General features: G+C 65.0%; 24 protein-coding genes and 1 tRNA gene. 10 read left to right on the top strand and 15 right to left on the bottom strand.

Going from position 1 to position 24,040, the window contains the following annotated elements; translation table 11 throughout:
- Nucleotides 1-19 precede the first annotated feature (19 nt).
- From N6L26_RS11430 to msrB, 4 genes are all read left to right on the top strand, one after another.
- Complete coding sequence (locus N6L26_RS11430) at nucleotides 20-1,000, top strand: ABC transporter ATP-binding protein (RefSeq protein WP_263605684.1); 981 nt, start codon at nucleotides 20-22, stop codon at nucleotides 998-1,000.
- Complete coding sequence (locus tag N6L26_RS11425; protein ID WP_263605683.1) at nucleotides 997-2,208, top strand: ABC transporter permease; 1,212 nt, start codon at nucleotides 997-999, stop codon at nucleotides 2,206-2,208. The genes N6L26_RS11430 and N6L26_RS11425 overlap by 4 nt, the downstream gene beginning before the upstream one ends.
- Before the next feature lie 134 nt (nucleotides 2,209-2,342).
- On the top strand, nucleotides 2,343-3,683 hold the full coding sequence (locus N6L26_RS11420) for a cytochrome P450 (protein ID WP_263605682.1): 1,341 nt from the start codon (nucleotides 2,343-2,345) through the stop codon (nucleotides 3,681-3,683).
- Between the two features lie 82 nt (nucleotides 3,684-3,765).
- Nucleotides 3,766-4,263 carry a peptide-methionine (R)-S-oxide reductase MsrB gene (msrB, locus tag N6L26_RS11415; RefSeq protein ID WP_263605681.1) on the top strand — a complete coding sequence of 166 codons (498 nt, stop codon included), beginning with the start codon at nucleotides 3,766-3,768 and terminating at the stop codon, nucleotides 4,261-4,263.
- Nucleotides 4,264-4,312: 49 nt separating this feature from the next.
- On the opposite strand, the gene N6L26_RS11410 is transcribed toward msrB, so the two are convergent.
- The 4 genes from N6L26_RS11410 to N6L26_RS11395 all read right to left on the bottom strand — a co-directional run bounded on the left by N6L26_RS11410 (nucleotide 4,313) and on the right by N6L26_RS11395 (nucleotide 6,041).
- Entirely contained in the window at nucleotides 4,313-4,945 is a 633-nt protein-coding gene (locus tag N6L26_RS11410; RefSeq protein ID WP_263605680.1) for a PilZ domain-containing protein, read from the bottom strand.
- 172 nt (nucleotides 4,946-5,117) lie between these two features.
- Nucleotides 5,118-5,202, bottom strand: a tRNA-Leu gene (locus N6L26_RS11405).
- Between the two features lie 68 nt (nucleotides 5,203-5,270).
- Nucleotides 5,271-5,651 (bottom strand): integration host factor subunit beta, encoded by a 381-nt coding sequence (locus tag N6L26_RS11400; protein ID WP_263607306.1) that lies wholly within the window; start codon nucleotides 5,649-5,651, stop codon nucleotides 5,271-5,273.
- Between the two features lie 48 nt (nucleotides 5,652-5,699).
- Entirely contained in the window at nucleotides 5,700-6,041 is a 342-nt protein-coding gene (locus N6L26_RS11395; protein ID WP_253523079.1) for a GntR family transcriptional regulator, read from the bottom strand.
- A gap of 201 nt (nucleotides 6,042-6,242) precedes the next feature.
- Here N6L26_RS11395 and N6L26_RS11390 point away from each other — a divergent pair, with 201 nt between their 5' ends.
- The 5 genes from N6L26_RS11390 (at nucleotide 6,243) to N6L26_RS11370 (ending at nucleotide 11,874) form a co-directional block, all read left to right on the top strand.
- Nucleotides 6,243-7,826: a peptide MFS transporter gene (locus tag N6L26_RS11390; protein WP_263605679.1), complete on the top strand. Its 1,584-nt coding sequence runs from the start codon at nucleotides 6,243-6,245 to the stop codon at nucleotides 7,824-7,826.
- Nucleotides 7,827-7,933: 107 nt separating this feature from the next.
- Nucleotides 7,934-9,316: an amidohydrolase gene (locus N6L26_RS11385; RefSeq protein ID WP_263605678.1), complete on the top strand. Its 1,383-nt coding sequence runs from the start codon at nucleotides 7,934-7,936 to the stop codon at nucleotides 9,314-9,316.
- A complete protein-coding gene (locus N6L26_RS11380) occupies nucleotides 9,313-10,605 on the top strand; it encodes an amidohydrolase family protein (protein ID WP_263605677.1) in 1,293 nt (430 codons plus the stop codon). Before N6L26_RS11385 ends, N6L26_RS11380 begins: the two co-directional genes overlap by 4 nt.
- 13 nt (nucleotides 10,606-10,618) lie before the next feature.
- Nucleotides 10,619-11,113 carry an FKBP-type peptidyl-prolyl cis-trans isomerase gene (locus N6L26_RS11375; RefSeq protein WP_263605676.1) on the top strand — a complete coding sequence of 165 codons (495 nt, stop codon included), beginning with the start codon at nucleotides 10,619-10,621 and terminating at the stop codon, nucleotides 11,111-11,113.
- Between the two features lie 77 nt (nucleotides 11,114-11,190).
- The gene (locus N6L26_RS11370) at nucleotides 11,191-11,874 is read left to right on the top strand and encodes an NnrU family protein (RefSeq protein WP_263605675.1); all 684 of its coding nucleotides are present in this window, start codon (nucleotides 11,191-11,193) and stop codon (nucleotides 11,872-11,874) included.
- A 7-nt stretch (nucleotides 11,875-11,881) separates the two neighbouring features.
- On the opposite strand, the gene N6L26_RS11365 is transcribed toward N6L26_RS11370, so the two are convergent.
- The 9 genes from N6L26_RS11365 to rpe form a co-directional block, all read right to left on the bottom strand.
- Nucleotides 11,882-12,649, bottom strand: a complete 768-nt coding sequence (locus N6L26_RS11365) for a hypothetical protein (protein WP_263605674.1) — start codon at nucleotides 12,647-12,649, stop codon at nucleotides 11,882-11,884.
- Nucleotides 12,650-12,722: 73 nt separating this feature from the next.
- Nucleotides 12,723-13,520 carry a crotonase/enoyl-CoA hydratase family protein gene (locus N6L26_RS11360; RefSeq protein ID WP_263605673.1) on the bottom strand — a complete coding sequence of 266 codons (798 nt, stop codon included), beginning with the start codon at nucleotides 13,518-13,520 and terminating at the stop codon, nucleotides 12,723-12,725.
- Nucleotides 13,521-13,672: 152 nt separating this feature from the next.
- Entirely contained in the window at nucleotides 13,673-15,595 is a 1,923-nt protein-coding gene (gene dxs / locus N6L26_RS11355; protein ID WP_263605672.1) for a 1-deoxy-D-xylulose-5-phosphate synthase, read from the bottom strand.
- 79 nt (nucleotides 15,596-15,674) lie between these two features.
- Nucleotides 15,675-16,142, bottom strand: coding sequence for a Fur family transcriptional regulator (locus tag N6L26_RS11350; RefSeq protein ID WP_263605671.1), 468 nt, complete (start codon nucleotides 16,140-16,142; stop codon nucleotides 15,675-15,677).
- Between the two features lie 37 nt (nucleotides 16,143-16,179).
- Nucleotides 16,180-16,902, bottom strand: coding sequence for a peptide-methionine (S)-S-oxide reductase MsrA (msrA, locus tag N6L26_RS11345; protein WP_412071328.1), 723 nt, complete (start codon nucleotides 16,900-16,902; stop codon nucleotides 16,180-16,182).
- A complete protein-coding gene (locus N6L26_RS11340; protein ID WP_263605670.1) occupies nucleotides 16,860-16,991 on the bottom strand; it encodes a hypothetical protein in 132 nt (43 codons plus the stop codon). Before N6L26_RS11340 ends, msrA begins: the two co-directional genes overlap by 43 nt.
- Nucleotides 16,992-17,114: 123 nt before the next feature.
- On the bottom strand, nucleotides 17,115-18,701 hold the full coding sequence (gene purH, locus N6L26_RS11335) for a bifunctional phosphoribosylaminoimidazolecarboxamide formyltransferase/IMP cyclohydrolase (protein WP_263605669.1): 1,587 nt from the start codon (nucleotides 18,699-18,701) through the stop codon (nucleotides 17,115-17,117).
- Nucleotides 18,702-18,706: 5 nt separating this feature from the next.
- Nucleotides 18,707-20,569, bottom strand: coding sequence for a heparinase II/III family protein (locus N6L26_RS11330; protein WP_263605668.1), 1,863 nt, complete (start codon nucleotides 20,567-20,569; stop codon nucleotides 18,707-18,709).
- Nucleotides 20,566-21,228, bottom strand: a complete 663-nt coding sequence (rpe, locus tag N6L26_RS11325; RefSeq protein WP_263605667.1) for a ribulose-phosphate 3-epimerase — start codon at nucleotides 21,226-21,228, stop codon at nucleotides 20,566-20,568. Before rpe ends, N6L26_RS11330 begins: the two co-directional genes overlap by 4 nt.
- 272 nt (nucleotides 21,229-21,500) lie before the next feature.
- On the opposite strand from rpe, the gene N6L26_RS11320 reads away from it, so the two are divergent.
- The gene (locus N6L26_RS11320; protein ID WP_263605666.1) at nucleotides 21,501-21,998 is read left to right on the top strand and encodes a DUF2141 domain-containing protein; all 498 of its coding nucleotides are present in this window, start codon (nucleotides 21,501-21,503) and stop codon (nucleotides 21,996-21,998) included.
- Here N6L26_RS11320 and N6L26_RS11315 read toward each other — a convergent pair.
- Both N6L26_RS11315 and N6L26_RS11310 read right to left on the bottom strand, forming a co-directional pair.
- Nucleotides 21,995-22,885, bottom strand: a complete 891-nt coding sequence (locus tag N6L26_RS11315; RefSeq protein ID WP_263605665.1) for a hypothetical protein — start codon at nucleotides 22,883-22,885, stop codon at nucleotides 21,995-21,997. The two genes, N6L26_RS11320 and N6L26_RS11315, sit on opposite strands and share 4 nt — an antisense overlap.
- On the bottom strand, nucleotides 22,882-23,919 hold the full coding sequence (locus N6L26_RS11310; RefSeq protein ID WP_263605664.1) for a diacylglycerol/lipid kinase family protein: 1,038 nt from the start codon (nucleotides 23,917-23,919) through the stop codon (nucleotides 22,882-22,884). The genes N6L26_RS11315 and N6L26_RS11310 overlap by 4 nt, the downstream gene beginning before the upstream one ends.
- Between the last annotated feature and the right edge of the window lie 121 nt (nucleotides 23,920-24,040).

Here is a 24,040-nt window from a genome sequence, read left to right as displayed (position 1 = left end):
GCTTACCGACACAGGCTCCATGACGCGACCCCAGGCAGGCGACCAGCGCCCGCTCGCTATCGAGGCTCACGGGCTGGTCAAGCGCTTCGACGGCACGCTGGCGGTCGACGGCGTCGACATCGCCGTGCCCGAAGGCGCCATTTACGGCATCCTCGGACCCAATGGCGCGGGCAAGACCACGACCTTGCGCATGCTGCTGGGTATTATCGATCCCGACGAGGGGGTGCGCCGTGTGTTCGGCAACGACCGTCCGCACGAGGTCGCCAAGCTGATCGGCTACCTGCCCGAGGAACGCGGGCTCTATCCGGCGATGAAATGCGACGAAGCGATAGCCTTCATGGGCGCTTTGCGCGGCCTGCCCACCGCCGAAGGCAAGGCGCGCGGGCGCGAACTACTCGAACGCCACGGTCTCGGCCATGCGGTCGACCGGCAGATCCGCCAGCTGTCGAAGGGCATGGCGCAGACCGTGCAATTGCTCGGCACGCTGGTCCACCGCCCCCGACTGGTCGTGTTGGATGAACCCTTCAGCGGGCTCGATGCGATCAACCAGGGCAAGCTCGAAGTGATGATTCGCGAATTGGCGGACAATGGCACCACGGTGATCTTCTCCACCCATGTCATCCACCACGCCGAGCGATTGTGCGATGAGGTCGCAATCATTGCCGGGGGCAAGGTCCCCTATGCCGGGTCGGTCGATGCCGCCCGCGACCGCATCCCCGCGCAGGTCCGGCTCGAGACGCGCCAGCGCAACGGCGCGTGGCGCGCGGCGCTCCCCGCGGATGCACGCCATAATGCCAAGGGGGATGGCAGCGATTTCTGGTTCTTCCCCGTTCCCGAGACGGGGATCGAGGCCTTGCTCAAGCAGCTGATCGATGGCGAAGCGGGTATCCTGTCGCTGTCGATCGAACGCGCCGGACTGCATGATGCCTTCGTCGAGATTGCCGGTGAAGCGGCGGCACGCGCGCTCGAGGAAGGCCAGGCTGCAGGAGCCACGCGATGACCGACACCACTCGCCTGACGCTGTTCGAAGCCGCGCGTGTCGTGGCCAAGCGTGATTTCCACGCGATCCTCTTCAGTCGCGCCTTTTTCTTCTTCCTGCTGGGCCCGCTGTTCCCGATCGTAATCGGCGCGCTGGCAGGCGGGATCGGGGGGCAAGTGCAACGCGATGCCAATACCCGCGTCATCGCGGTGGCCATGGACGAGGCCGACACGCAGGCGATGATCGCCGCACGCGCGCGACTCGCCCCGCAGATCGGCATGGCGCTGCCCGAACTCCAGCCGAACGCGAGCGCGGCCTCGCCGGAACAGATCCTGCGCGAGCCGGGCAAAAACTACACCGCCGTGATCAGCGGCACGGTGGCCGCGCCCGCGCTGACCGCGCCGGCAGACGCGATCGATTACTGGAGCGGGCCGGTCGCGCTGATCGCCGCCGATGCCGGTACGGGCACCGCGACCGCCTATCCCGAAGTTGCCGCGCGCCCCGTCGCGACCAGCGTCGCCGCGCAGCGCAGCGACCGCATCCGCACCGCGCAGGCGGGGCAGTTGCTGCTGTTCCTGTTGATGATGCTGCTGGCGGGCATGGTGCTGTCCAACCTCGTCGAGGAAAAAGCCAACAAGATCATCGAAGTGCTCGCCGCTGCGATCCCGATGGACGCGGTGTTCCTTGGCAAGCTTGCCGCCATGCTGGGTATCAGCCTCGTGGGCATTGCCGTCTGGGCCACTGCGGGCGCGGCAATCGGCCTGCTGGCGGGTAGCGCATTGCCGCAGCTGCCCGAACCGGCGCTCGGCTGGCCGCTGTTCCTGCTGTTTGGGATTGTCTATTTCGCGATGGGTTATCTGCTGCTCGGCTCGCTGTTCCTGACGATTGGCGGGATGGCGACGACCGTGCGCGAGGTGCAGACGCTGTCGATGCCCGTCACCATGGCGCAGCTGCTGGTGTTTTTCCTTGCCGCGTCCTCGATCACCCGCCCCGGTTCGCCGATGGAGCTGTTCGCCGCGATTTTCCCGCTGTCCTCGCCCTTCGCCATGCTTGCGCGCGCGGCGCAATCGGACGCGCTGTGGCCGCATGCACTCGCGCTTGGCTGGCAGGCGCTATGCGTGATCCTGTTCGTCCGCTTCGGGGCGACGATCTTCCGGCGCCGGGTGATGAAATCGGGCCGCGGCGGGCGCGCGGTGAAGGGTCATGTCGGCGGGACCGAGCCGGCGTAAGCCTCCGCGCCTGAAACAACGAGATCGTTGGGTGGCGATTTGCAACGCACTATTGACACACGTGTCAGTTAAGGCAGGATGGGCCGCATAGGAGGGAGAGCGACGGATGGAGTCGCTCCCGCGAGGAGAGAAACATGGCCACTGCTGCAATCGAACGCCCCCAATGCCGCACCGAACCCAGAGCGCATGAAGCGCTGAAAAAGCATTTTGCGGAGCATCCCGAGGAACGCCTCAGCCACCCGCACAAATGGGATGTCAGCCGCAGCGACATCTATGCGGAGAACACCTGGCAGCCGATCTTCAAGGAGATGCGCGAAGCCGGCCCGCTGCATTACATCCCCGAAAGCCCGTTCGGGCCCTATTGGGCGGTGGTTGGCCACAAGGCGATCCAGCATATCGAGGCGCTGCCCGATGTCTTTTCGTCGAGCTGGGAGCATGGCGGGATCACCATCCTCAACCGGCTGACCGATGAAGAGCTGGCCGAGGCGGGTATCGAGGAGCGGCGCGAGCTGCCGATGTTCATCGCCATGGACCGCCCGCAGCACACCGGCCAGCGGCGCACCGTCGCGCCCAAGTTCACTCCCAGCGGCATGGCCGAGATGGAAGGCGAGATCCGCCAGCGCACCGGCGAACTGCTCGACAGCCTGCCGCGAGGGGAAGTATTCGACTGGGTCGACAAGGTCTCGATCGAACTGACCACCGGTATGCTCGCGATCCTGTTCGGCTTCCCTTGGGAAGACCGCCGCCTGCTGACCTTCTGGTCCGATTGGGCGGGCGATACCGAGCTCGCCACCGTGCGCGATCTCGACGAGATGCGCTGGGGCTTCCTCAATGAAATGGCCGCCTATTTCCAGTCGCTGTGGATCGAGCGCACGCATGACAAGGAGCCGGGCGACGATCTCATTTCGATGATGATCCATTCGGAAGCCATGAACCAGATGAGCCCGCAGGAATTCATGGGCAATCTGATCCTGCTGATCGTGGGCGGCAACGACACGACGCGCAATTCGATGAGCGGCTTCGTTTATCAACTCGACAAGAACCCCGAGCAGCGCAAGCTGTTCGAACAGAACCCCGACGTGATCCCCAATGCGGTGCAGGAAATGCTCCGTATGCAGACCCCGCTGGCGCATATGCGCCGCACCTGCACCGAGGATACCGAAGTGTTCGGCCAGACGATCAAGAAGGGCGACAAGGTCGTGCTGTGGTATCTCTCGGCCAATCGCGACGAGGAGGTGTTCGAGAATCCCGACAAGCTCGACCTGACGCGCGAGAATGCCCGTCGCAACATCGCCTTCGGATACGGCATCCACCGCTGCGTCGGTGCGCGGCTTGCCGAACTCCAGCTGCGCGTCCTGCTCGAGGAAATGCACAAGCGCCGCATCCGCGTGCATGTCGCGGGCGACATCGAACGCGTACGGGCGAATTTCGTCCACGGCTTCCGCAAGCTCGAGGTCGAGGTCACCGATTTCTGACCGCGGCGTGTAACCCGGAACGCGGTTCAAGCGTAGGTTCAGGCGTGGGGGGCTATTCCTCCACGCCATGAAACCGCCAACGATGACCGACCTGTCTCTCGACCGCCGCCGCCTGCTTGGCTGGATCGGTGTCTCTGCCGGCTTTACAGCGCTGACAGCTTGCGGTTCGGGCGCGGCGGAGGCGAAGGATTTCCGGGTAAAGCACACCGCTGCCGAATGGCGCCAGCGGCTGAGCAAGCAGGAATTCGCAATCCTGCGCCAGGCGGGGACTGAACGGCCTTATTCCTCGTCGCTCAATGACGAACACCGGGCGGGCACCTTCACCTGTGCGGGCTGCGGTAACGCGCTTTACAGCTCAAAGGCCAAATACGATTCGAAAACGGGTTGGCCCAGCTTCTGGCGAGCCATCGACAAGGGCGCGGTCGGCACCGCTAGCGATTACAAGATCGGCTATCCGCGCACCGAAGTGCATTGCGCCGATTGCGGCGGGCATCTGGGCCATATCTTCAACGATGGCCCCAAGCCAACCGGCAAGCGCCATTGTATCAATGGCGCCGCAATGGATTTCGTGGCTAGCTAGATTAACGGTCGATCGAGCGTGACGGCTACACCCCGAGCAGCAGCGCGTATTACCGCTGGTCCTGCAACAGCGCGGGACATTGCACCTTGGCGGCCAGCTTGGCGAAGTCGGCCAGCGTAAAGGTATCCTCGAACACCAACCCGTAATTGGCATCTTTGCGCCAGCGGACCGTGCAGCGGATGTCGGGCAACTCATCGCACGAAATCGTCACGCGCTGGTCGATCGAGAAGACATGGTCGCATTCGATCCGCGCGCCCTGCTGCGAGATGTTGAGCGTAACCGCCTTGCCGCGGCCGGTCAGCGCGGAGACCACCAGCGGAAGCATGATGTTGAGACGCAGCTGGCGCTTGGGGTAGCCCCAGTCTTCCTGGATCAGCTGTTCGACCGCGATCGGGGTGGTGAACCGATAGCTGGCTTCGAAGCCTTCGGAGCGGACCAGTTCAAGCTCGTAGGTTTCGCCGTTCTGCAATTCGAGCGCGATCGCCGCGTCGGTCGGCAAGCAATGGAAGGTGCGCACGGACACGCCTGTCGCCGAGACATCGCGGATAACGCAGACGAACTCGCCCTGTCCGCACACCAGCTTCGCCGCGCGGATAAGCGAGATGAAGCGCGGCGCAGCACGCTGGTCGGGTCCGGTCGAAGAAGCGTTATCGTCCATGTGGAGTTCGGTGGTAAATTCCATCGCCCCTAAATTCTCCAGATACCCGCAGCTACGGCTTGTCTGCAATGGTTCCCTGGCCCAGCGATCCTTTGAAGCTTCCTAATATAACCTTAGGGGTTAACGCGGAGATAAGCCCTTTGCGAATAATTCGCGGTAGGGCGCGTTTTCTTCATCGAACGAGGTGCAACAGTGCTGGTGCGGGTGGTGGGACTCGAACCCACACGTCCAAAGGACAGGGGATTTTAAGTCCCCGGCGTCTACCATTCCGCCACACCCGCTTGCGGCAAGCAGCCCTAATCGCTGCCCGGCGGGCGGGCAATCATCGATCTTGAGCTATAGGGAAACGTCAATCGTCGTTGAGACGGCGACGCATGTCCTTGCCGGGCTTGAAATACGGTACGCGCTTGGCGGGCACATCGACCGTTTCGCCGGTGCGCGGGTTGCGGCCCTTGCGCGCTTCGCGTTCGCGCGTCGAAAAGGCGCCGAAACCCCGCAGTTCGACGCGTCCGCCTTCGCTCAGGCGTTGGGCGATTTCTTCGAAGAAGACGTCCACGACCTGTTCGACCTCCTCGGCCCGCAGCTCGGGATTATCCTGGGCAAGGGCAGCAAGAAGTTCGGATCGGATCATTTGGCGTCTCCTGGCCCATTCGGCCACAAATGGGTTATTACCGCGCGCCCCACCGAAATCATGCTTTCTTGCCCGATTCCAATCTGCTGGTTGTGGCAGAAGCCGCGGTTCCCCGCAAGTTCACAGCTGTAAATTTCAGCCCGGCCTTCAGGCTTCGGCAAGCAGTTCGCTGGCCGAGACGCCGAGGCGGTCCATCCGCGCCCTGATCTCGGGCCATTCCTCGCGCAGGAAAGCGTCGCGTTCGGACCGGCGCAGGCGTTCGGCCGCGCCATCGACGACATACATGCCGACCCCGCGCTGGACCTCGACCAGGCCGTCGTTCTGGAACTGCTGGTAGGCCTTCGCGACGGTCAGCGGATTGGCGCCCTGTTCGGCGGCCAGCGCGCGGACCGAAGGCAGCATATCGCCTTCGGCATAGCGTCCGTCGATAATCGCGGCTGCGATCATGTCGCGCAGCTTGAGATAGACCGGCTTGGACTGGTTGCGCATCACATGTTCCCCGAAGCTGACTGCATCAGTGCCATAATACACCGGAGCGCGCAAGGTTCCCGGGCAAACCGCCATTCGCGCACCAGCCGGTCACGAGTGTAACTAATGCTTCACATGAGCGCGCAAGCCGTTAGGGTGCCCGCTTCTTCGGGGAGGAAGCCTGTGTGCGGCTTCCTGAACGCTACAAGAGGTTTGCCACGCATGGCCACAACACAACCGGTTGACGGGGATTCGGCAGGGACATTCCTGGGCCACCCCAAGGGACTGTTCATCCTGTTCTTCGCCGAAATGTGGGAGCGTTTTTCCTATTACGGGATGCGCGCCCTGCTGATCTTCTACCTGACCAAGCACTGGCTGTTTTCGGATAGCGATGCGGGCATCATCTACGGTGCCTATACCGCACTGGTGTACATTACCCCGGTCGTTGGTGGCTATCTGGCCGACAAGTATCTCGGGCAGAGGAAGGCGGTGCTGTTCGGCGCGGTCCTGCTAACCCTCGGCCACTTCTTCATGGCCTTCGAGGGCGATCCCGCCGCAGGGACGGAGAACAATCCGATCGTCTACGTCTTCTGGCTGGCACTGGCGTTGATCATCGTCGGTTCGGGCTTCCTCAAGGCGAATATCTCGGTGATCGTCGGCCAGCTCTATCCGCGCACCGATACGCGGCGGGATGCCGCCTACACCATCTTCTACATGGGCATTAACCTCGGCGCCGCGATCGGTTCGCTGCTGTGCGGTTATATCGGTGAAACCTATGGTTGGGCCTACGGCTTCGGTCTCGCCGGGATCGGCATGCTGGCCGGTCTGGTCGTGTTCGTCTGGGGCAAGCCGCTGCTGCTCGGCCGCGGCGAACCGCCCAAGCAACTCGCCAAGAAGACCGAATGGTCGATGTACGGCCTGGGCATCGCGCTGGTCGGCATTTGCTGGCTTGCGATCCAGTACCAGGACATGGTCGGCTATGTGCTCGGCCTCTTCGGTGGCTCGCTGGTGCTCTATGTCCTGTTCACTGCGGTGGTGAAGCTGCCCAGCGAAGAACGAGACCGCATTTTCGCGGCGATGTTCCTCATTCTGACCTCGATCGTTTTCTGGGCGCTGTTCGAACAGGCGGGCTCGAGCCTCAACCTGTTTACCGATCGCCATGTCGATCGCGGGGGCGTGCCCGCTTCGACCTTCCAGTCGATCAACGCGATCTACATCATCCTGCTTGCGCCGGTGTTCGCGGTTACCTGGCAAACGCTTGGTCGCAAGGGCCTCGAACCCAGTGCACCGCTGAAGTTCGGCCTGGGTGTCGTACAGGTTGGCCTCGGCTTTCTCGTGCTCGTATGGGGCGCGCAGTCGGTCGGTGTGGACGCAGCCGTGCCTGTGCTGTTCATCTTCCTGATCTACCTGCTGCACACCACCGGCGAGCTGTGCCTGTCGCCGGTCGGCCTGTCGGCCATGAACCGTCTGGCGCCGTCGCATATGGCGTCGCTGATCATGGGCACCTGGTTCTTCGCTTCGGCCACCGGCAACTTTGCCGCCGGCCTGATCGCCTCGGCCACCGGTGCCGAAGGCGTGGGCGAGGAAGCAGGCAGGCAGGTCGTGCTCGATGTCTATTCGACCGTCGGCTGGTATGCGATCGCGATCGGTGTCGGCGTCATGGTCATCAGCCCGTTGATCAAGAAACTCATGCATCTCGATACGCTTCAGGACGACGATGTCGGCGACGACCTGCTCGGGCAGAGCGAGGGCCCGGGTGAGCCGCAGGGTGCCGGGATTCATCCGGAAACACGCCCATTGGGCTGATCCGCTATCCGGTACCAATCGGCGAAACGCACGCTGGCACCGACAAATGCATTTGACCGATCGGGCCGGGGCAGCGATGCTCCGGCCCGACTGCATTTGGGGGTTCCATGAAAAAATACACCTTGCTCGCCTGCGCGGCCGCTTTCGCGGTTGCCGGATGTTCCACCACCGGCGGCAGCAGCGATGTCGCCTCGGCCTCTACCAAGGATTGGACCGCGCCGGTTGGCAAGGACGGCAATGCCCCCTTCCCCTCGACCTACAGCCCCTATCCCGGCCGTCCGACGGCGCTGGTCGGCGCTACCGTGTTCGACGGCCGCGGCGGTCGGATCGACAACGGCACCGTCCTGTTCCGCGACGGCAAGGTCGTCGCGGTGGGCGATGCTTCGCTGGCCACCGACGGCTATGACCGGATCGATGGCAGCGGCAAATTCGTCACCCCCGGGGTGATCGACATCCATTCTCACCTCGGCGACTACCCCACCCCGAGCGTCCAGGCGCATTCGGACGGGAACGAGGCAACCAGTCCGATGACGCCCGAGGTCTGGGCCGAGCATTCGGTCTGGCCGCAGGACCCCGGCTTCACCCGCGCGCTGGCCAATGGCGGTGTCACCAGCCTGCAGATTCTGCCGGGTTCGGCCAATCTCACCGGCGGCCGCTCGGTAACGCTAAAGAACGTTTCCGCGCGGACCGTGCAGGGGATGAAGTTCCCCGGCGCGCCCTACGGCATGAAAATGGCCTGCGGCGAGAACCCCAAGCGCGTCTACGGCGGCAAGGGCCGCGCGCCCTCGACCCGGATGGGCAATTTCGCGGTCAACCGCCAGATGTGGCTCGATGCGCAGGCCTATGACGGCAAGAAGCGCGATCTGGGCAAGGAAACGCTCAACGGCGTGCTCGACGGCGAGATCCTCGTCCACAACCATTGCTACCGCGCCGACGAAATGGCGCTGGTCATGGATATGGCCAAGGAGATGGGCTACAAGGTCACCGCCTTCCACCATGCGGTCGAAGCCTACAAGATCGGCGACCTGCTCAAGGAAAACGACGTCTGCAGCGCGATCTGGGCGGACTGGTACGGCTTCAAGATGGAAGCCTATGACGGTATCCTCGAAAATGCGGCGCTGCTGCGCCAGGCGGGTGCCTGCGTGGTGATCCATTCCGACGATGAGAATGGCATCCAACGGCTCAATCAGGAAGCGGCCAAGGCGCAGGCCGCCGGGCTTCGGCTGGGAATCGACATTCCCGATGCCGAAGTGGTCGGCTGGTTCACCCACAACGCCGCCAAGGCAATGGGCATCGCCGATATGACCGGCAGCCTCGAGACAGGAAAGATGGCTGACGTCGTCCTGTGGAACGGCGATCCGCTATCGGTTTATTCGCGGCCTGAGAAGGTCTGGGTCGATGGCGCGCTGATGTTTGATGCGATGGACCGCAAGCGGCGCCCGGTGAGCGATTTCGAGCTCGGCCAGCCCGGTGAAGGAGACGTGAAATGAAGGCTCTCGCAACGCTTCTCGCCTCCGCCGCCATCGCCTTCGCCGCACCTGCCACCGCGCAGAGCTTCGTCGTGACCAATGCCACCGTCGCCTCGGGCGATGGCAGCGAACCGATCGAGAGCGGCTATGTCGTGGTCGAGAACGGCAAGGTCTCCGCGATCGGCAGCGGTACGCCCGCCAGCAACCTTCCCGCGATCGATGCAAACGGCGCCTGGGTCACCCCGGGTATTTTCGCGACCGTCACCAGCCTCGGCCTGTGGGACGTCGGTGCGGTCAGCGAATCGAACGACACGCGCGCCGGAGGCGCGCCGTTCAGCGCCGCGCTCGACGTTGCACCGGTGATCAATCCTTCCTCGCAGCACATCCTTGTGCATCGCGCATCGGGGATCACCCGCGCGGCCACGGTCACACTGCCGTCCAGCTCGATCTTCGGCGGGCAGGGCGCAGTGATCGATCTGGGGGCCGATCCCGACGCGGTTACGCAGGCGCGGGCATTCCAGGTCGTCGCGCTCGGCGAGTATGGCGGACGGATCGCGGGCGGCAGCCGCGTGGCCACGCATACGCTGCTGCGCGCCGCGCTGCGTGAGGCAAGCGCCAACCGCGCCGCCACCAGCGCCGACATCCGCAGCGACGATGTCCTGCTGACCCGATTCGACGCAGCTGCATTGGCACCCGTCGCACGCGGGGAGCAGCCGCTTTACGTCTATGTGGAACGCGCCTCCGACATTCGCAGCACGCTGGCGCTCAAAAGTGAATTCCCGCGCCTCGACCTCGTGCTTGTCGGTGCGAGCGAAGGCTGGCTGGTCGCCAGCGAAATCGCCGCCGCCGGCGTGCCGGTGATCGCCGACGGGCTCGACGATTTGCCTGCCAATTTCGAAGAACTGGCGGCGACGCAGAGCAATATCGGCCGGATGGTGAAAGCCGGGGTCAGGGTCGCGCTTAACGCCGCGGCGATGCAGAACCCGCGCAACCTCAACCAATATGCGGGTAATCTCGTAGCGCTCACCCGCATGCCCGGTGCTGACGGTTTGACCTGGGGCCAGGCCTTCGCGGCCATCACCTCGGTGCCCGCCGCGATCAGCGGCATGGGCGACAAGGCTGGCGTGCTTGCACCTGGGGCCGTGGGCGACCTGGTGATCTGGGACGGCGACCCGCTCGAAGTGGGTTCGATGCCGGTAAAGGTTTATATCGACGGTATCGATCAGCCGCTCGACAACCACCAGAGCCGCCTCAAGGAGCGTTATCGCGATCTCGACGAGAGCGATTTGCCCAAGGGCTACGACTGGTAGGCCAGTGAAGGAAATGCGCACCACCCTGCTCGCGTTGGGCGCGGCCGCGACAGCGGTCGGCTTCCATGCGCTATCCGCGCAGGATACGCCGCCCGACCGGTCGCAGGACATCGCCTGGATGAACGCGCAACAGGCGTATCTCACGGGCCTGTCGCATGAGGACGGCTGGCACGCGATGCCGGGCGGGCTCAAGTGGCGCCATGTCGATTATGCGGGCAGCAGCGAGAAGGCGCGCGTCGAGGATACGGTGACCGTGCACTATGCGGGCACATTCCTCAATGGCGAGACCTTCGACAGCAGCTTCGACCGCGGGGAGCCGGCGACCTTCCCGCTCGGACGGTTGATTAAGGCGTGGCAGATGGCGATCCCCGAAATGGGCGTGGGCGATACGATCGAAATCGCCGCGCCCGCGGATCTTGCCTATGGACCGAAGGGCAAGGGGCCGATCCCCGGCGGTGCAACGCTGCTGTTCACTGTCCAGTTGCTCGGGATCGAACCCGCCGCATAATCGGCCGCCACGATAGCCGCTTGCTTCGTGAGCCGATCCTGCTATCTATGTTGACGCTGTAAACATGGGAGTCGGTCATGGATCAGGCCTTGGTTTCGCTGCTCGCTGCGTCGCTCGCCTTCGTCGGTATGCATTTCGCATTGTCTCACCCGCTACGCGCGCCGCTGGTCGGCGTGCTGGGCGAGAACGGCTTTCGCGCGCTCTATTCGCTGGTCGCGCTGGCGACATTCGTCTGGGCGGCGATGGCGTTTCGCGCGGTCGGACCGGGCGGGGCGCCCTTGTGGAACGGATCGGGTGACACCCTGTGGGCGATCGCCACGGTGATCATGCTCCTAGCCTCGGTGCTGTTGGCGGGGTCGTTCCAGCGCAATCCCGCGCTGCCCGATCCGCGCGCGGCGGCGCATGCGGCGCAAGGCCCGCACGGTGTCTTCCATGTTACGCGTCACCCGATGATGTGGGCGATCGCGCTCTGGGCGGCGACGCATATCCTGCTCAGCCCCACGCCGCGCCAGATCATTCTCGCGGGTGCAATCGGCCTGCTGGCGCTGCTTGGCGCGCATTTGCAGGACCGCAAGAAGGAAGGCCAAATGGGCGACGCCTGGTCCGGATGGGAAGCGCGGACCAGCTATTGGCCGCGCGTTGGCGGGCTGGCGAAGGCGGGAGCATTTGCATGGATCGGCGGGCTCATCATCTGGCTCGCCGCGACCTATGGCCATATCCACGCCAATGGCATGCCGGCAGGCGTGTGGCGCTGGCTGTAACCGGCGCCTAGTCGTCGAGGCAGCGCCGCTCGTCCTGGCAGGCGCGCATGTCCTGCCGCGATTGCCGGTCGATGGCGACGAACCCATCCCATTCGCGCCCGTTCATCCGGCTGATTTCGGCAGTGACGTAATCATAGCGTGTCACCGCTTCCTCCGACATCCGCAGTCGCAATGCCGCCTCGGCATTGTCGAGATTGACCTGGTAGGTTGCCTTGGCGCCATAGACGGGCGCGATATAGGCGCGGCGGAACTCAGCCAGCGCATCGCCGCATTCGCGCGCCGCGGCTGACGATATTTCCGGGCGCGAACGCTGGCGCAGCGGGTCGAGACAAGTCGGATATGTCTGATCCTCCGCACAGCCGAAGGCCGGGGGTTCGCCAAGCTGCTCTTGCGCCCACGTGGTCAGTGACTGGGGGACCGACACGGTGCACGCCTCAGCCAGCGGAGCGGGATCGGCGGGCGCATCTGTTGCCGTCGGCGAAGGACTGGGCGTGGGCGTGCCGGTCGGCATGAACGGCGAGGGCGATGATGTCGGCAAAACGGTCGGGTTCGGTTCGGGTGGAGGCGGCGTATCGCGCCCGCTGCCGAACTCGAGGGTCGCAAAACCGACCACACCGCCGACCAGCGGGAAGACCACCGACCGTTTCAGCCATTTGCCCGTTTCCTCGTCGCGTGGGTGCCACCAGCCCACCAGCGCGGCAAATCCGAGCAGGACGACACCGACGAACAGGCCGACGCAGGTCCAGACGATGACTTCGAGCACTCCTACGGGCATGCTTTCCCCCTCGAGGGCAAAGTCTCTCCGATTTTGGCGCTACTGGCAAGCAGCCGACGGGCGCTGCCCCGGCTCAGTTGCCTGTGAAGTCGGCGGCGCGCTTTTCGATCAGCGCATCCACCCCTTCCATGTGGTCATCGGTGAGGTGCATCAGCGCCTGCGTGTTTGCGGCCATTTCGAGCGCGGTGTCATAGGTCACCGAGCGCCCCTGACGCATCAGGTTCTTGGCATGCCGCAGCGCGTGCGGGGGCATGGCTGCGACCCTGGCAGCGAGCGCGCGCGCTTCGTCCATCAGCGCCTCGCCCTCGACCACCCGGCTGACGAGACCCCAGTCGCGCGCGGTCGCCGCGTTTATTACATCACCGGTGTAGAACAATTCGGACGCGCGCGCCTCGCCGATAATACGCGGCAAGATCCAGGTCCCGCCATCGCCGGGGATGATACCGAGCTTGAGGAAGGTGACGCCGAATTTTGCGCGGTCGCTCGCGATACGCATATCGGCGAGGCAGGCCAGATCGCAGCCCAGCCCGATCGCGGGGCCATTGACCGCTGCGATCAGCGGCACGCGCAGGCCGTACAGCGCGCGGAGAACCTTGTGGATGTTGTTGCGATACCCATCCGATATTTCGGGTGCAGTCCCGCCGAAGGTCCCGCTCCGCTCCTTCATCGCCTTGATGTCGCCGCCCGCACTGAACGCGCGCCCGGCGCCCGTCAGGATAACGCAGCGCACGTCCATATCGCCATTGATCGCATCGCAGGCCGCGGCGAAGGCATCGCCGTCACCCTTTGCGCCAAGCGGGTTCATCGTGTCGGGACGGTTTAGGGTCAGCGTGGTGACGTGATTCGACGTGTCGGTAGTCAGCAGGGTCATGCAGCCTCTCTTTCATCGACCGTCCTGCCAGTCCCCGCCGCACTGCGAAAGAGTTAGCACGCGCTGACAATGGCATGATCCGAGGACTGGCTATGCTTCCGGACACCTGCAGCGTCAAACCCGGAATGAGGACGCTCCAAGCCGCCGCCCAGTCAGGCGCGCGCTTCTTCCACCCCGGCGCTGTTGTGGCGCAACGCGCCGAGCACGGTATCGACGATCTGCGGGGCATTCAGCCTGGCCTCGTCATACTGCTTCGTCGGGTCGTCATGATCCTGGAAGGTATCGGGCAGGCGCATGGTGCGCACCTTGAGCCCGGCATCGGTCAGGCCCATGTCGCTGGCGAAGGTCAGGACATGGGCGCCAAGGCCGCCCACCGCGCCCTCCTCGACCGTCACCACAACCTCGTGGCTGCGCATCAGCTTCTCGATCAGCGCCGTGTCGAGCGGCTTGGCGAACCGCATGTCGGCAACAGTGGTCGAAAGGCCCTTGGCCTCGAGCTGGTCGGCGGCCTTCTTGGCTTCCTCCAGCCGTGCGCCGAGCGACAAGATCGCGACCTTCGAGCCTTCGCGTACGATCCGGCCCTTGCCGATGGCAAGCTTCTCGAGCTGTTTGGGTATCTCGACGCCCGTCCCCGCACCGCGCGGGTAACGGAAGGCGATCGGGCCGTCGTCATATTCGGCGGCGGTATAGGTCATTGCAGCCAGCTCGGCTTCGTCGGCGGCGGCCATGACGACGAAATTGGGCAGCGTTGCGAGATAGGTGATGTCGAAACTGCCCGCATGCGTGCAGCCATCCGCGCCGACCAGGCCGGCGCGGTCGATCGCGAACCGCACGGGCAGGTTCTGGATCGCTACATCGTGCACCACCTGGTCGTAGGCGCGCTGGAGGAAGGTCGAATAGATCGCCGCGAAGGGCCGCATGCCCTCGGCAGCGAGGCCCGCGGCGAAAGTCACGCCATGCTGTTCGGCAATTCCGACGTCGAAGGCCTTATCGGGGTGTGCTTGCGCGAATTTGTCGACGCCGGTGCCGCTGGGCATGGCCGCGGTGATGGCGCAAATGCGCGGGTCGCTATCGGCCAGCTTGGCCAGCGTTTCGCCGAAAACGTTCTGATAGGCGGGCGGGCCGCCCTTGGATTTCTTCTGCTCGCCGGTGACGACATCGAACTTGGCAACACCGTGATATTTGTCGGCGCTGTTCTCAGCCGGAGCATAGCCCTTGCCCTTTTGCGTCACGACATGGATCAGCACCGGGCCCTGTTCGCTGTCACGGACGTTTTCGAGCACCGGGATGAGGTGGTCGAGATTGTGCCCGTCGATCGGGCCGACGTAGTAGAAGCCGAGTTCCTCGAACAGCGTGCCGCCGGTGGCCATGCCGCGGGCGTATTCCTCGGCTTTTTCCAGCCCGCCCCATACGCGGCGGCCGAGCTTCTTGGCGATTTTCGACGCCATCGAGCGCAGGCCGAGATATTCGCTGCTCGACACCATTCGCGCGAGATAGGCCGACAGGCCGCCTACGGGCGGGGCGATCGACATGTCGTTGTCATTGAGGATGACGACCAGCCGGTTGCCCGCCTGTTCGGCATTGTTCATCGCTTCATAGGCCATGCCGGCGCTCATCGCGCCGTCGCCGATTACCGCGATCCCGCGACCGGCCCGGTCCTGCATCTTGTTTGCCATGGCAAAGCCGAGCGCCGCGCTGATCGAGGTCGAGCTATGCGCCGCGCCGAAGGGATCGTATTCGCTTTCGCTGCGCTTGGTGAACCCGCTCAGCCCGCCACCCTGGCGCAGCGTACGGATGCGATCGCGCCGCCCGGTCAGGATCTTGTGCGGATAGCATTGATGACCGACGTCCCACACCAGCTTGTCCTGCGGCGTATCGAAGACGTAATGGATTGCGGTAGTCAGTTCGACCACGCCCAGTCCCGATCCCAGATGGCCACCCGTAGTGCCGACGGCGTCGATCATTTCGGCGCGCAATTCGTCGGACAACTGCCGCAGCTGGTCCTTGCCCAGCTTGCGCAGATCGTCAGGTGTATTGACCGTATCGAGGAGGGGGGTCTTGGGGCGACTTGTCATGCGGACAAGCTCTACACCCGAGAAACGCAACTGTCGATGAACGCTTTATCGCCGCAAATGAACGGTTTGTTGGCGCAGCTCAGCAGGCGCAATCGTCGCATAGTCCGCGCAGTTCGACCACCGGGCGGACATCGGTGAAGCCAGCGTCCTGGCCCGCCACGCGCAGCGCGCCGGTAACGCGGTCGTCGTCGATATGCGTGGCCTTGCCGCAATCATCGCAGATCAGGAAGATACAATCGTGGCGGCACCCCGGGTGGGTGTTGACCAGATAGGCATTGGCGCTTTCGATCCGGTTGGCGAGATTGGTGCGCACGAACAGGTCGAGAATCCGATAGACGCTGTTGGGCGCCACCCGCTTGCCGCGGCTCTGCGAGAGATTGTCGGCAATGTCATAGGCGCTCGCCGGCTTGTCATGCCGGGCAAGCTCCTCGAACACCGACTGGCGCATGCCGGTCCATTGCTCGCCATTGTCGGTAAGCGTGTGACGGGCGGCCTCGATCAGGTCGTCGCCTTCGTGTTCGGTGTGAGCATGCGCATGTCTGGCCATGCCAAAACAGGTAGGCGCGCGAACCGCCTATCGCAAGTTAGTCGCGCTGGAAGCTCGCCGAGTAGACACCCGGATATATCGCCTTCAGCGCCTTCACCTTGGGCGCGTCCCACCGCACGATATAGCTGTGACGCGGGTTCTTGAGCATGAAGTCCTGATGGTAGCTTTCGGCCGGATAGAAAGCCTGCGCGCGTTCGATCTGCGTGACGATCGGGCGGTTCCACAGCTTCGCAGCGGTCAATTGCGCGATATAGGCCTTGGCCACCGCGTTCTGTTCGGAGGACATGGGGACGATGGCGCCGCGGTAATGTGCGCCCCGGTCCGGCCCCTGCCGGTTTAGCTGGGTCGGATCGGCGACGACCGAGAAGTAGATCCGCAGGAGTTGGTCGTAGCGGATCACCTTGGGGTCATAGGTGACCTTCACCGCCTCGGCATGGTCGGTAATGCCGCTTGAAACGAGCTTGTAGCTCGCCTGGCGCCCGGTGCCGCCGTGATAGCCCGCCACCGCACTGGTCACGCCCCTAACGTGACTGAAGACACCCTCAACGCCCCAGAAGCATCCGCCAGCGAAGATCGCAGTCTTGAGCCCCGGTCCTTCCTTGGCAACGCGCTGTGCCTTGGGTGCCGCAACCGCCTGTTCCGCAGCCAGTGCCGGCTGCTGGCAGGCCGAAGCCCCCAGCGCCAGCGTGGCGACAGCAAGGGCAGCGCGCAGGCGCATTAGAAGATCGAAGCCACCAGCTGCGGCACGGCGGCGAGCCATTCGCTGCCATTGGTCAGCATTACGGCGACGGCGCCGACACCGAAACCGATGCCGAAATTGCGATAGAGGTCGGGAGTGAACAGGCTCATAGGGGCGTCTTTCGTGTGTCTTGCCCAGGTGGTTACACGCACAGCTCTTGCAACCGGCTTAATACGCCCTTCGTCGGATGTTCAGCTTCGCTCGTCGAACGCGGCCCGAGAAGCGGCCCAGTCTCAGTGCCGGAAGTGGCGCATCCCGGCGAAGACCATTGCGAGGCCCTGTTCGTCGGCAGCGGCGATCACCTCGTCATCGCGAATCGAACCACCCGGCTGGATGATCGCGCTCGCGCCCGCCTCGGCCGCGGCCAGCAGGCCATCGGCAAAGGGGAAGAAGGCGTCGGAAGCGACCGCGCTGCCCACGGTGCGGCTCTGATCCCAGCCGTAGCTCTCTGCCGCTTCAGCCGCCTTCATTGCGGCGATGCGCGAAGAATCGCGGCGGTTCATCTGGCCCGCACCGATCCCCGCAGTCGCGCCGTCCTTGGCATAGACGATGGCGTTCGACTTGACGTGCCGCGCGACGGTCCAGGCGAACAGGCAATCCCTCAATTCCTGTTCGGTCGGCTCGCGCTGGGTGACGACCTTGAGGTCGGCCTCGGTAATCGCGCCATTGTCGCGCGTCTGGACCAGCAGGCCGCCGGTGATCGGCTTGACTGCCAGCCCGCCGCGGCGCGGATCGGGCAGGTCGCCGGTAACCAGCAGGCGCAGGTTCTTTTTCTTGGCGAAAGCTGCGCGCGCCGCATCGCTGACCGAGGGGGCAATCACGACCTCGGTGAAAATCTCGCAGATCGCGGCTGCGGTTGCGCCGTCGAGTTCGGTGTTCACCGCGACGATGCCGCCAAAGGCCGACACACTGTCGCAGGCAAGCGCGTCATTCCACGCCTCGAGCAAGGTCGCGGCCTGCGCGACACCGCAGGGGTTGGCGTGCTTGACGATCACCACTGCGGGTTCGCCGCCGGCGAATTCGGCGCACAATTCCAGCGCGGCATCGGCATCGTTGTAATTGTTGTAGCTGAGCGCCTTGCCCTGCAACTGCTCGGCCTGCGCGATGCCTTGCGCATGCGGGTCGACCGGGGTGTAGAGCGCCGCCTGCTGATGCGGGTTCTCGCCATAGCGCAGCTCGACCGGGGCCTTGCCGTTGATCGCGAGGAAGTCGGGGAAGAGCTGCCCCTGGTCGGCAAAGGCGAACCACTGGCTGATCATCGAATCATAGGCGGCGGTGGCCGCGAAGGCCTTGGCCGCGCACTGGCGGCGAAAATCGAGCGAGGTCGCGCCCGAGGTCTCGAGTTCGCCCAGCAGCGTGGGATAGTCCGCCGGGTCGGTGACGATGGTGACGAACTGGTGGTTCTTGGCCGCACTGCGGACCATGCTCGGCCCGCCGATATCGATATTCTCGATGATCTCGTCGCGCTTCGCGCCCTTCGCCACGGTGGCTTCGAAGGGATAGAGATTGACCACCACGAGATCGATCGCGCCGATAGCGTGCGCTTCCATCGCCGCAGCGTGTTCGGGATTGTCGCGCACGGCGAGCAGGCCGCCGTGGACCATCGGATGGAGCGTCTTGACCCGCCCGTCCATCATCTCGGGAAAGCCGGTAAGATCGGAAACGTCGCGCACGTCGAGGCCCGCTTCGCGGAGGGCCTTGGCAGTGCCGCCGGTCGAAACCAGCTCCACGCCGCGTCCGGCCAGCGCCGTGCCCAGTTCCACCAAGCCGCTCTTGTCGGACACCGAAAGCAGTGCCCGTTTGATCGCCACGTCAGCCACGTAAATCACCCCATGCGTTTGAGCAGCCAGGGGAACCGTCCCCCGCTGCGCGATGTCAGTCCCTCGACGACCAGCTGCTTGGTGGCCCGCGGGCGTCCCTGCCCGTCGACCCAGAGGCTGTCCTCGATCGCGATATGCGCCTCGCCGCTATCGCCTCCGAGACGGAATTGCCAGTAGCTACCGTCGGGCAGGGCAAGCCCCGCACCGCGCCGGTCGTCCGCCAGCCCGGCCTCGATACCGTGGCCGAGATGGAACCGGATCGCGAAGCTGATCTTGCCGCGCTTGCCCTGGCGGCCCGAAGGCTCGAGCACGTCTTCGCCCGACAGCCCGCTGCCGTCGGCGCCCAGCAGCAGCGTCCGCCGGTGGATCAGGCCATAGCGCGCGGCATAGCCATTATGCGCCCCTTCCAGCCGTGCCGCGTCGCGGCCCTTCTGCTTGACCGCGGTGCGCGCGATATCGACTTCCTCGACCCCCTTGCCGATCTGCCCCTTGATCAGCACTGCGGTCGAATTGGCATCGTCGAGCACCAGCGTCGAATGCGCCGCGCTGCCGCGCAGACCCTGTTCGATGCGTACAGGCACCATCCCGCCCGCAAGTTCTGCCCCGCCGCAATTGACGACGATGCGCTGGTCGCCATGCGACAGCTCGAACGCCAGCGTTGAGGCACAACCATAACGCGCATGGCGCGCGCGGGGCGGCGGCGCGGCATCGAGCACCAACGTGGCCTTGCCCGCATCGACGCGCTGGTATCCCCAGTGACGACTTTCCTTGCCCGGCCGCGCGCGGATGCCACTCGCGGTGATCAGCGCTTCGACCCGGGCGGCGGAGGTCGCACCCGCCCCCTGCCAGCTGCCCAAGCCCCGATCACCCATCCGCAGCGTCAGCAGCGGCGGAACGAGCAGGCCAAGCATGGTTTCCAGCGCGGGGGGCGGTTCGCGGTCCACCGCAGCATAGCAGGCGCGCAGATCGACCAGCAGCGCGATCGCCTCGCCCTGCGCCAGCGGACTACGCGACAGCACACCGCCATCTTCGCTGACCAGTTCGCCCAGGGCGCGCAGCAACCCCGCTTCGCCGAACAGGCGACGCGGGCGTCCATCAGGCAGCAGCAATCCGGCAGCGACCAGCGCACACCAGCCGGCCACCTGGCCCAGGCGGTCTTCGGCCCCGGCGACCTGCCGGTCGAGAAAGCGCGCAGTCGCCTCCATCGCCCCGAGCGCACGGGCGCGCAGTCGGGCATCGCTGCCGAGCAGCAAGGGCGCATGAACCAGCCATGCGAGCAGCCGCAGCCCGGCATGTTCGACCGTCCAGGCGGGGCCCTTGGCAGGGATCGGATTGGCTTTGAGCCAGCGTGCGAGCAGCTTCTCGCCAATCGCGGCGCATTCCTCGCGCGGGGCACAGGCGTCCAGGTCGCGCAGCCAGCCAAAGCCCTGCACTGCGCGCTGCACGGGCGGGGTCAGCGGGGCGTTGCTGGCGAAATCGAGCTTGTCGACCGGCACCTTGAGCCCGTGGACGAGGAACTGACCGGCGCGCAACGCCATGCCTGCGGCGCGCTCGCCCTGCAGCGGGCTGACCACGGTGGCGAGCAGGCGCGGCGCGGCGGGCTTGCGCAGCGGCGCCGCGAGCACCGAATTGGGTACGCCAAGCCGATAGGCCCAGCGCACGAGGCTATCGACGGGGCCCGCGCGCGGCGTTTGGAAATCGGTGAGGACCAGCGCACGCGCCGGTTCGAGCGGGACCGCGTCGGGCCTGGCGGGCGGGCCGCGGTCGACCAGCGGTTCGGCCATGCCGGTGAGAGGGAGCGCGGGCGCTGCACTGTCGTCGGGGGCGCCGCGATCCTCGCGCAGAAGAGTGCGCGCGCCGTGGTTCACGCCTGCCCCTTCAGCGCCGCGATATTGGCGGCATAACGCTCGGGCCCGCCCTTGAAGGTGGCCGAACCCGCGACCAACACATCGGCGCCCGCATCGACGCACAACCGCGCAGTCTCGGCATTGACCCCGCCATCGACCTCGAGGTGGATCGGCTTGCCCAGCGCATCGATCCGCTTGCGGATCGCCTCGACCTTGCGCAGCTGCGAATGGATAAAGCTCTGCCCGCCGAAACCGGGATTGACGCTCATAACCAGCACCAGATCGACATCCTCGAGGATATAGTCGAGCGCGTCGAGGCTGGTGCCCGGATTGAGCACCACGCCCGCTTTCTTGCCCAGCGCGGTGATCGCTTGCAGCGTGCGGTGGATATGCGGCCCTGCCTCGGGGTGGACGGTAATGATGTCTGCGCCGGCTTCGGCAAAGGCTTCGAGATAGGGATCGATCGGCTCGATCATCAGATGGACGTCGAACGGCTTGTCGGTATGTGGCCGCAGCGCCTTCACCACCGCCGGGCCGATGGTGATATTGGGCACGTAATGCCCGTCCATCACATCGACGTGGATCCAGTCGGCCCCGGCGGCATCGATGGCGCGCACCTCCTCGCCCAGCGCAGCGAAATCGGCGGACAGGATCGAAGGCGAGATAAGCGGAATGGTCATGCGGGCTGGGGGCCTTGGTCGCGGGTGAGCTTGGCCAGCCCTACGCGCGCGAAACGAGGGTTAACAAGCGAGCAGGATAGCCTTTTCCACATGGGCCGTCCATTTGCCCGGTCCAGGATGGGCCCGAGACTCGGGTGCGACCATCCCGCAGGTGCGAAATTCAGCCGTAATTCAGCGCAGTCTGGTAAACAGCAGGCCATACCGAGGGGCGAAGTGCTCCTCACACTTGGCGCGAAGCGCCGCATCGACCCAGTTGAAGACGGATTACCTCTATGAATCGGACGACATTTGCCACCGCCGGTATCGCGGCGCTTGCCTTTGCAACACTCGCCGCCCCCGCCCCGGCCGAGGCGCAATACCGCGAGAAAATCACCAATGATGCCGCCAAATGCGCCGCCGGCGCCGGCCCCGCCGTGCGCGTGACCATTACCGACATCAAGGCAAGCAAGGGCACGATGCGCGTGCAGAGCTATCGCGGGACAAAGGAAGACTGGCTCGAGAAGGGCAAGTGGATCTACCGCATGGAAGCCCCGGCGAAAGCGGGCTCGATGTCCTTCTGCATGCCGCTGCCGCGCCCCGGGACCTATGCGATCGCAGTGCGCCACGACATCAATGGCAATGGCAGCACCGATATCTTCGCCGATGGCGGAGCGATGTCGAACAATCCCAGCATCAACATCTTCAATCTCGGCAAGCCGAGCTACAAGAAGACCGCGTTCGAGGTCGGTTCGGGGGTCGAGAGCATCTCGATCCGGATGCGCTACCGCTAGGCGCGGCGTTTACGCCATAGCTCGAGCAATGCGCCCGGTGCCGCGAGCAGCGGATGCTTGGCGCGGAAGGGCGTGACCTCGAGCGAGATGCCCGTATGGCGGTGGAGCTTCCAAGCGGCGTAATCCGCCGCCCCGTCGAATGTCGTGGTCGCCTTGGCCAGCCGCAGCAGGTTGAGCGGCTTGCCCAGGCGCGCGCGAAGCCGCCACCACGCAAGGATGCGGCGGCGGCGGTCTTCGGACAGGTTCGGCTGCAAGGTTGCACCGTCACGCGAGAACGCGATCTCCGCCGCATCCCACGCCAGCGGCAACAGCCCATCGAAATGCGCTGCATTGACCTCGAGGATGGAGTTCTCCCGCCCGGGTTTCTCGACGCGGAATTCGGCCTGGTAGGTCGCACGGAACAGCGCGCCCCAATAGGCCTCCGCCGGCCCTTCTTCGGGCCCAACCGCAGCCGCCAACCGGCCTGCGGTGGTCGCCGCAGTCCCAAGCGCCGCCAGCACTTGCCCCCGCGCATCGTCGTCTGCCGCCCAGACCAGCGCTGAAGGCTGGACGAAGCGCGCCCAGATCGTCGTGTCACGCGATTCGCCGCGCGCAGCGCTGTCGAACTGCGCCAGCGACATTGTCGCAATCTTGGCGCGCAGCCGCTCGTCCGCATGGTCCCATTCGCGGTAGCTGACGCGCGGCCAGATTCTCTCGCGCTGGGGACCGGGCAGCAGGACATAGAAATCGAGCACACCCTCGAGCGAGCCGGTCCGCAGGTTGGAGCCGTAAAACAGCACTGCCCGCGCCCCGGCCTCTTCGCCGATTCGGCGCGCATAGGCGGCCACCTCGTCCCGCACCGGGCGGTCGAGTGCGCTTGCGATGCGCTGCGCGAGCGCGCTGCTCACGCGCTGATGAAGGTGAGTTCCGGCCCCTGCTCGACGCGATAGCGCCCCGGCGGGAAGGCCTCGCCGTCGAGGATCACCGGTTCGGCCACGTCGATTGCCAGCGCGTCGGCCTCCAGCTGGTGGAGACCGGCCTTGGCCAGCCAGCGCGGTCGCCAGCCCATCAGGATGACGGGCAACGCGGCCAGCAGGCCCCGCAGCGGGTGGTCGAGCAGAGCGAACTTAAGCCCCGGTCGCGGCATACCGAACAGCTCGATACCCATCGGCATGCGTTCGAGCGTCGAGGCGAGCAGCACGCTACGCCGCGCGGGATCGCCATGCGCCGAGCGCGGGACCGGCTTGCCCGAAGGGAGGTAAGCGAGCTGCATCGGCGTACCGCGGCGCCATTTGTTGCGATTGCTCCCGAACAAACCCTGGATCACGCCCCAGGCGCTGGTCGCGCCCACCGCGAGGCTGTTGAAGAAGCCCAGCGAATGCGCGTCCTGTCCCGCCTCGATCCCGAGAGTGAAAGCGCCCGCGCCAAAAATAAAGCCGAGCATGGCCGGATCATCCTGATCCTCGCGGCTGACCGCGAGCGGGCGGCGGATGATCTGCCGGCCCGAGGCATATGCCGCCAGCGCTCCTTCGAGCGACCAATCGGCCGGCGCGCCAAGGTCGACGTTGAGCGCGTTGGTCTTGCCTTTGGGCAGCACCGCGATAGCGGGCCAGCGATCGGCAAAGACGGTCTGACCCATCGTCAGCACATCGCGCACGGTACCGTCACCGCCATTGATGACGAGAAAATCGATTCCGTCGCGCGCAAACCCGGCAAGGGCATGGGCGATCTCGTCACGCGTGCGCGGCTGCGCGACCATGATGCTGTCTGCGCCGCTGCAGGCAAGATCCTGCCCGTGGTTGCGATGGCTACGCGGATTATAGATAATTCCAACACGCGGTTCCGGCGTACGGCGGGCACGATAGATCGAACGCCGCTTGGGGGCCGACGCCAAGCCGTGCCGCTGGGGCAGGCTGTCGAAGTTGTAGATTACCCGGTCCATCAACCTTGTGCCTTAATCGCGCCCTGCATCGCCTACCTAGGACATTTTCGCCAAATTGTAATAGTGGCGCACCCGATTCTTGGCCGCGCGTGCGCAAAGGGTACACTTGCCCCGGCTATTC

The organism is Qipengyuania sp. SS22 (assembly GCF_025736935.1).
GTDB lineage: Bacteria > Pseudomonadota > Alphaproteobacteria > Sphingomonadales > Sphingomonadaceae > Qipengyuania.
This window is presented reverse-complemented; position numbering and strand designations above follow the sequence as displayed.

Excerpts from the sequence above, each read along its gene's own strand:
- N6L26_RS11430 (WP_263605684.1), top strand. The coding sequence starts at position 20 with ATGACGCGACCCCAGGCAGGCGACCAGCGCCCGCTCGCTATCGAGGCT.
- N6L26_RS11425 (WP_263605683.1), top strand. The coding sequence starts at position 997 with ATGACCGACACCACTCGCCTGACGCTGTTCGAAGCCGCGCGTGTCGTG.
- N6L26_RS11420 (WP_263605682.1), top strand. The coding sequence starts at position 2,343 with ATGGCCACTGCTGCAATCGAACGCCCCCAATGCCGCACCGAACCCAGA.
- msrB (WP_263605681.1), top strand. The coding sequence starts at position 3,766 with ATGACCGACCTGTCTCTCGACCGCCGCCGCCTGCTTGGCTGGATCGGT.
- N6L26_RS11410 (WP_263605680.1), bottom strand. The coding sequence starts at position 4,945 with ATGGAATTTACCACCGAACTCCACATGGACGATAACGCTTCTTCGACC.
- N6L26_RS11395 (WP_253523079.1), bottom strand. The coding sequence starts at position 6,041 with ATGCGCAACCAGTCCAAGCCGGTCTATCTCAAGCTGCGCGACATGATC.
- N6L26_RS11390 (WP_263605679.1), top strand. The coding sequence starts at position 6,243 with ATGGCCACAACACAACCGGTTGACGGGGATTCGGCAGGGACATTCCTG.
- N6L26_RS11385 (WP_263605678.1), top strand. The coding sequence starts at position 7,934 with ATGAAAAAATACACCTTGCTCGCCTGCGCGGCCGCTTTCGCGGTTGCC.
- N6L26_RS11380 (WP_263605677.1), top strand. The coding sequence starts at position 9,313 with ATGAAGGCTCTCGCAACGCTTCTCGCCTCCGCCGCCATCGCCTTCGCC.
- N6L26_RS11375 (WP_263605676.1), top strand. The coding sequence starts at position 10,619 with ATGCGCACCACCCTGCTCGCGTTGGGCGCGGCCGCGACAGCGGTCGGC.
- N6L26_RS11370 (WP_263605675.1), top strand. The coding sequence starts at position 11,191 with ATGGATCAGGCCTTGGTTTCGCTGCTCGCTGCGTCGCTCGCCTTCGTC.
- N6L26_RS11365 (WP_263605674.1), bottom strand. The coding sequence starts at position 12,649 with ATGCCCGTAGGAGTGCTCGAAGTCATCGTCTGGACCTGCGTCGGCCTG.
- N6L26_RS11360 (WP_263605673.1), bottom strand. The coding sequence starts at position 13,520 with ATGACCCTGCTGACTACCGACACGTCGAATCACGTCACCACGCTGACC.
- dxs (WP_263605672.1), bottom strand. The coding sequence starts at position 15,595 with ATGACAAGTCGCCCCAAGACCCCCCTCCTCGATACGGTCAATACACCT.
- N6L26_RS11350 (WP_263605671.1), bottom strand. The coding sequence starts at position 16,142 with ATGGCCAGACATGCGCATGCTCACACCGAACACGAAGGCGACGACCTG.
- msrA (WP_412071328.1), bottom strand. The coding sequence starts at position 16,902 with ATGGCTCGCCGCCGTGCCGCAGCTGGTGGCTTCGATCTTCTAATGCGC.
- N6L26_RS11340 (WP_263605670.1), bottom strand. The coding sequence starts at position 16,991 with ATGAGCCTGTTCACTCCCGACCTCTATCGCAATTTCGGCATCGGTTTC.
- rpe (WP_263605667.1), bottom strand. The coding sequence starts at position 21,228 with ATGACCATTCCGCTTATCTCGCCTTCGATCCTGTCCGCCGATTTCGCT.
- N6L26_RS11320 (WP_263605666.1), top strand. The coding sequence starts at position 21,501 with ATGAATCGGACGACATTTGCCACCGCCGGTATCGCGGCGCTTGCCTTT.
- N6L26_RS11310 (WP_263605664.1), bottom strand. The coding sequence starts at position 23,919 with ATGGACCGGGTAATCTACAACTTCGACAGCCTGCCCCAGCGGCACGGC.